Annotated in this window: 4 protein-coding genes, 3 tRNA genes and 1 pseudogene; 4 read left to right on the top strand and 4 right to left on the bottom strand. The window is 66.3% G+C overall.

All coding sequences use genetic code 11. The features are described 5' to 3' along the window. Both GM672_RS27020 and GM672_RS27015 read right to left on the bottom strand, forming a co-directional pair. On the bottom strand, positions 1-1,471 hold a 1,471-nt coding region (locus GM672_RS27020; RefSeq protein WP_155473596.1), incomplete at its 3' end, for a PAS domain-containing protein. Between the two features lie 117 nt (positions 1,472-1,588). Continuing rightward, positions 1,589-2,422: a response regulator gene (locus tag GM672_RS27015; RefSeq protein WP_155473595.1), complete on the bottom strand. Its 834-nt coding sequence runs from the start codon at positions 2,420-2,422 to the stop codon at positions 1,589-1,591. 365 nt (positions 2,423-2,787) lie between these two features. On the opposite strand from GM672_RS27015, the gene GM672_RS27010 reads away from it, so the two are divergent. The 4 genes from GM672_RS27010 (at position 2,788) to GM672_RS26995 (ending at position 4,478) form a co-directional block, all read left to right on the top strand. Then, positions 2,788-2,864 (top strand) — tRNA-Arg (locus GM672_RS27010). A 115-nt stretch (positions 2,865-2,979) separates the two neighbouring features. Next, positions 2,980-3,056: transfer RNA gene (locus GM672_RS27005), tRNA-Arg, on the top strand. 65 nt (positions 3,057-3,121) lie between these two features. Beyond that, positions 3,122-3,198 (top strand) — tRNA-Arg (locus tag GM672_RS27000). Between the two features lie 128 nt (positions 3,199-3,326). Beyond that, positions 3,327-4,478, top strand: coding sequence for an alpha-hydroxy acid oxidase (locus GM672_RS26995; RefSeq protein WP_155473594.1), 1,152 nt, complete (start codon positions 3,327-3,329; stop codon positions 4,476-4,478). A 3-nt stretch (positions 4,479-4,481) separates the two neighbouring features. Here GM672_RS26995 and bla read toward each other — a convergent pair. Both bla and GM672_RS26985 read right to left on the bottom strand, forming a co-directional pair. After that, a pseudogene (gene bla / locus GM672_RS26990) lies at positions 4,482-5,138 on the bottom strand (class A beta-lactamase); the annotation flags it as partial. 18 nt (positions 5,139-5,156) lie between these two features. Next, a partial coding sequence (locus tag GM672_RS26985) for an IS3 family transposase (protein WP_155471785.1) occupies positions 5,157-5,263 on the bottom strand: 107 nt, incomplete at its 5' end.

The following is a 5,263-nucleotide window of genomic DNA, read 5'->3' as shown; positions in this document are numbered from 1 at the left end:
CTGCGCATAGCTGGTTTGCAGGTGCCAGCCGGTCAGGCGGCTGACGATGCGGTCCAGCCAGCGTTCGCGCCGGCCCGTGAAGCGGGTCCATGAGGGTCGACAGCTTCAGCGAGCGTTCGCCGCTGCCGTAGAAGAAGGCACCGAAGCGGGCGCCCGTGATGCGGGTGGCCGCGTCCGTCACCTCCTGCAGCAGCGGTTCGAGCGTGCGGTGCCGCGCCAGCGCGTTGCCCGTGCTGTTGAGCAGTTCAAGGATATTCGTTTCGTCGCGCAACGCTTCCTGGGCGCGCTTGACCTGGTCGACGTCGGTGCTGGTGCCGAACCAGCGCAGCATCTGGCCGCTGCTGTCGCGCACGGGGTTGGCCCGGGTCAGGAACCAGCGGTACTGGCCGTCCGCGCCGCGGATGGGAAATTCCATCTCGAAGCTCTGGCCCGAGGCGATCGACTCGCGCCAGTGCTCCATCATCGGCTCGCGGCAATCGGGCGCATGAACCTCGCGCCAGGCGTCGTCGTGGGGCAGCTCGGGGTCCACGCCCGTGTACTCGTACCAGCGGCGGTTGTACCATGCCATGCGGCCGTCATGGTGGGCGATCCAGGCCAGCTGGGGAATCGAATCGGCCAGCGCGCGCAGCTGCTCTTCGCTGTGCTTCAACGTGTCCTCGGCCACCTTGCGCTCGCTGATGTCCTGCACCATGCCGTTCACGCCCAGCAGCTGGCCCGTGTCGCTGTAGCTGCCGTGGCCGACGACGGAGAGCCAGGCGAGGCTGCCGTCGCTGCGCCCGATGCGGCACTCGATGGAAAAGTCGCCGCGCGCCGTATAGGCCTGCAGGAAGGCGGCCTGCACGGCCTCGCGGTCTTCCGGCACGACGCGGTCGCGCAGCACGGCCCAGGTGGTGTCCTGGCCGGCCGGCAATTCGAAGATTTCCGCGGCGCGCTGGCCCAGCACGATATGGTCGGTCGCGGCCAGCCAGGTCCAGTCGCCCAGCTTGCCCGCGGCCAGCGCCACCTGCAGGCGGCTGCTGTGTTCGCGCAGGCTGTGCTGGTCCTCCTTGCGCTGGCCGATATCGCGCAGCGTGCACGTCAGGCCCGTGCCGAACGGGTAGGCGCGCACTTCCAGCCAGCGCCGGCGCGGTTGGTAATACAGTTCGAAGGTGGCGTCCTGGCGCCGCACCATGGCCTGGCGCAACTGCTTTTCCAGTACGGTGCCGGCCAGTTCGGGAAAGGCCTGCCACAAGGTGCTGCCTGTGACGTCCTCGTGTTCGCGCCCGGACGGGAACAGGATCTCGCCGGCGGGGCGGTTCAGGTAGCTGATGCGCCAGTTCGGTTCGATCAGGGCGACGCCGTCCGTGATGCTCCCCAATACGGCGCGCAGCTGCTCGTTCGACTGGCGCAGGGCTTCCTTCGCTTCCAGTGTCGAGCGCAGCGTGTCATCGTCGGAGTTGGGGCCGGCACCGGGCCCGGGGGAGAAAATCATGAATTAGTCGCAGCGATTGTCGGAAGGCCGTGCGGCCTGCTCGGGATGATTGTAGCGGCACGCCGGGGCGCGCGCCCGCACGGTTGGCTCCCGCCCGGGCGGTACAGGGAGCGGGCGCTAGCGCCGGCCGGCGACCTTCGCCGCGACCCGGTCGAGAATGGCCTGCAACTGCTCGATCTCGTAGGGCTTCTGGATCGCCTCGGCGGCAAATTCGAGCTGCTGCGTCAGCCCCGTGCCGTAGCCGGAAGCGAAGATCACCTGCAGCGCCGGCAGTTCGGCCACGGCGCGGCGCGCCAGTTCGACGCCGGAGATGCCGGGCAGGCTGACGTCGGAGAACAGCACGTCGAACCCGCGCCGGCGCAGGTGCTCCAGCGCCGCCTCGCCGCTCGCCTCGGCTTCCACTTCGTGGCCGAAGGCGCGCAGCATCTCGCACACGAGGTATTGGGCATCGAGGTTGTCCTCGACGACGAGGATGCGCAGCGCGCCGCTTGACGCCACCGTGCCCAGGCCGGTGGGCGGGGCCAAGGTGCACAGGATGCCCTGCACGGCGCCGTCGGCATCGCGCAGCGGCGTGTAATACAGATCGAAATGGTGTTCGCTGATGCCGCCCTGGCGCCACAGGTGCAGGGCCGCGCCGGCGAAGACCTGTGCGGCACCGTCCCAGGCCTGCTCGATGGCGAGCGCATTCCAGCTCCAGGCCGATGGCTGCATCGCCGGCACCTTGCCACCGGGGGCCTGCTGGTGCGGCATGCCGGCCAGCGCGGCGTAGGCGTCGTTGAACAGCATGACCTGTTCGCGGCCCCACATCACCACCATCGGCAGTGGCGCGTTGAGGATGATGTCGACCGTCAGGCGCAGGGTATGGGGCCAGTTGTCCGGCTCGCCGATGGCCGTGCGCGACCAGTCGTGATCGGCCAGCGTGGAAATGCTGGTGCAGGCTTGTGCAGTCATCGCTGTCCCGACTCCGTATTAAACTGATAGCAAAGATGGTGCATCGTACACCAATGCCGCGGCGCCGGGCCGCAGAATGGGGCCGGCAAGGCCGCCGGAATGCGGCCGGGCCACGACGCATTTCGCGCCCCGCATTTTGCTCTGGACAATGGCGCGGGCCGCCCCTATAATCTTGCTCCTTTCGCAGCAAACGTCACAGGGCGCAGCGGAAGGCAGGCAGGGGAGGCGACAGCTTCCGGCCCGGAAAGGTCGACTTGGCGGCGCAAGCAGCGAACGAGACGATGGATGAAAAATCCAGCTTTCCAAGCCGAAAGAAATGCTGTAAAATGCCGACTCGCTTGATTGCAAGAAGATTGCAAAAAATTGCGGCTGTAGCTCAGCTGGATAGAGTACTTGGCTACGAACCAAGGGGTCGTGGGTTCGATTCCTGCCAGCCGCACCAGAATTTGCCGGACGATGGAAGTCGACCGGCGTGCAGTAAAAGCAGTATGGAAGTATCGAGATGACAGGTCGTGCGATGAGGTTGGTCCGCTGCCTGTTATAATCGTGGAAGTTTTGCGGCTGTAGCTCAGCTGGATAGAGTACTTGGCTACGAACCAAGGGGTCGTGGGTTCGATTCCTGCCAGCCGCACCAGTTTTACCACCGCCGGCGGAAGTCGCGGTGAAGCAGTTCCAGTAGTATGTTGTAGTGGAAGTTTTGCGGCTGTAGCTCAGCTGGATAGAGTACTTGGCTACGAACCAAGGGGTCGTGGGTTCGATTCCTGCCAGCCGCACCAGATGGAAGAAGAGGGGCCAGATCGCGAGATCTGGCCCTTTTTTCGTTAACCCCTGCTGCGTGGTTGGCAAGGGTGGCGAAATGCCGGATGATCCCTGACATGTCCGACAACGAGGATCTCGCCGCCCCATGACCACCATCACCTGCATCGACGACCTGCAGCGCCTGGCTCGCCGCCGCGTGCCGCGCATGTTCTACGACTATGCCGATTCCGGCTCGTGGACCGAATCGACCTACCGCGCCAATCAGGACGACTTCAAGGCCATCAAGTTCCGCCAGCGCGTGGCCGTCGACATGTCGAACCGCACCCTGGCCACGACGATGGTGGGACAGCAGGTGGCGATGCCGGTGGCGCTGGCGCCCACGGGCTTGACGGGCATGCAGCATGCCGACGGCGAAATCCTCGCCGCGCGCGCGGCCGAACGTTTCGGCGTGCCGTTCACCCTGTCGACGATGAGCATCTGCTCGATCGAGGATGTGGCGGCCCATACGACCAAACCCTTCTGGTTCCAGCTGTACGTGATGAAGGACCGCGATTTCATCAGCCGCCTGATCGACCGCGCCAAGGCGGCCAAGTGCTCGGCGCTGGTGCTGACCCTGGACTTGCAGGTGCTGGGCCAGCGCCACAAGGATATCCGCAACGGCCTGTCCGCGCCGCCGCGCCTGACCCTTCCCAACCTGGTGAACATGGCGACCAAGCCGCGCTGGTGCCTGGGCATGCTGGGCACCTCGCGCCGCCACTTCGGCAATATCGTCGGCCATGCGCCGAAGGTGGCCGACATGTCCTCGCTGTCGTCGTGGACGGCGCAGCAGTTCGACCTGACACTGTCCTGGCGCGACGTCGAATGGATCAAGCAGCGCTGGGGCGGCAAGTTGATCATCAAGGGCATCATGGACCCGGAAGACGCACGCCTGGCCGTGGCCAGCGGCGCCGACGCGCTGATCGTGTCCAACCACGGCGGGCGCCAGCTCGATGGCGCGCAGTCGTCGATCGCGGCGCTGCCGGCCATCCTGGACGCCGTCGGCGACGCCATCGAAGTGCACCTCGATGGCGGCATACGCTCCGGCCAGGACGTCATCAAGGCCGTGGCGCTGGGCGCGCGTGGCGTCTATATCGGCCGCGCCTTCCTGTACGGCCTCGGTGCGATGGGCGAGGCGGGCGTGACGCGCTGCCTGGAGATCATCCGCACCGAGCTCGATATCACGATGGCCTTCTGCGGCCTGCGCGACGTGCGCGACGTCACCCGCGACATCCTGCTGCCGGGGAGCTTTCCCCGCTAGTGTTTAGGCAGCCAGCGCCGCCAGCGCCGTCCGGGTTGCCGCGGCCACGATGTCGCTGCGGCTGTCGGCATCCTTCACCGCACCATGCGTGTAGACCACCAGCACGACGGGCGCGCCGCCGGGCGGGTAGGCGACGCCGATGTCGTTGGTCACGCCGTAGCTGCCCGTGCCCGTCTTGTCGGCCACCTGCCAGCCTGGCGGCACGCCGGCGCGGATGCGCGTGTCGCCCGTCGTCGTGCCCAGCATCCAGTCCTTCAGCTGCTGGCGCTGCGCCGGCGGCAGGGCGTCGCCGGCAAAGAGTTTCTGCAAGGTGCGCGCCATCGCCAGCGGCGTCGTCGTATCGCGCTCGTCGCCGGGAATGGCCGTGTTCAGGTCCGTCTCCCACCGGTCCAGGCGGAAGCTCGAGTCGCCGATCGAGCGGGCATATGCCGTGATGGCCGCCGGGCCGCCCAACTCCTTCATCAGCACATTGGCCGCCGTGTTGTCGCTGGTCTGGATCGTCGCCGCGCACAGCTCGGCCACCGTCATGCCGGTGGCGACATGCTGTTCCGTTACGGGCGAATACGTCACCAGGTCCGCCTTGGTATAGGTCAGGCGCTTGTTCAACAAGCCGGGCGCCTTGGCCTCGCGTGCCAGCACGGCCGCGCCGACGAGGGTCTTTGAATCGCCACGAGTTTCCTAGACACTCGCGAGCCGCTTGAAATACTGCTTTTCATACTCGACCGGCGACAAGTCATTGCTGAAGCTGTGCCGGCGCTTCGGATTGTAGAACATCTCGATGTAAT

Source organism: Pseudoduganella buxea, assembly GCF_009720835.1.
In the GTDB taxonomy this organism is placed as follows: domain Bacteria; phylum Pseudomonadota; class Gammaproteobacteria; order Burkholderiales; family Burkholderiaceae_D; genus Rugamonas; species Rugamonas buxea.
This window is presented reverse-complemented; position numbering and strand designations above follow the sequence as displayed.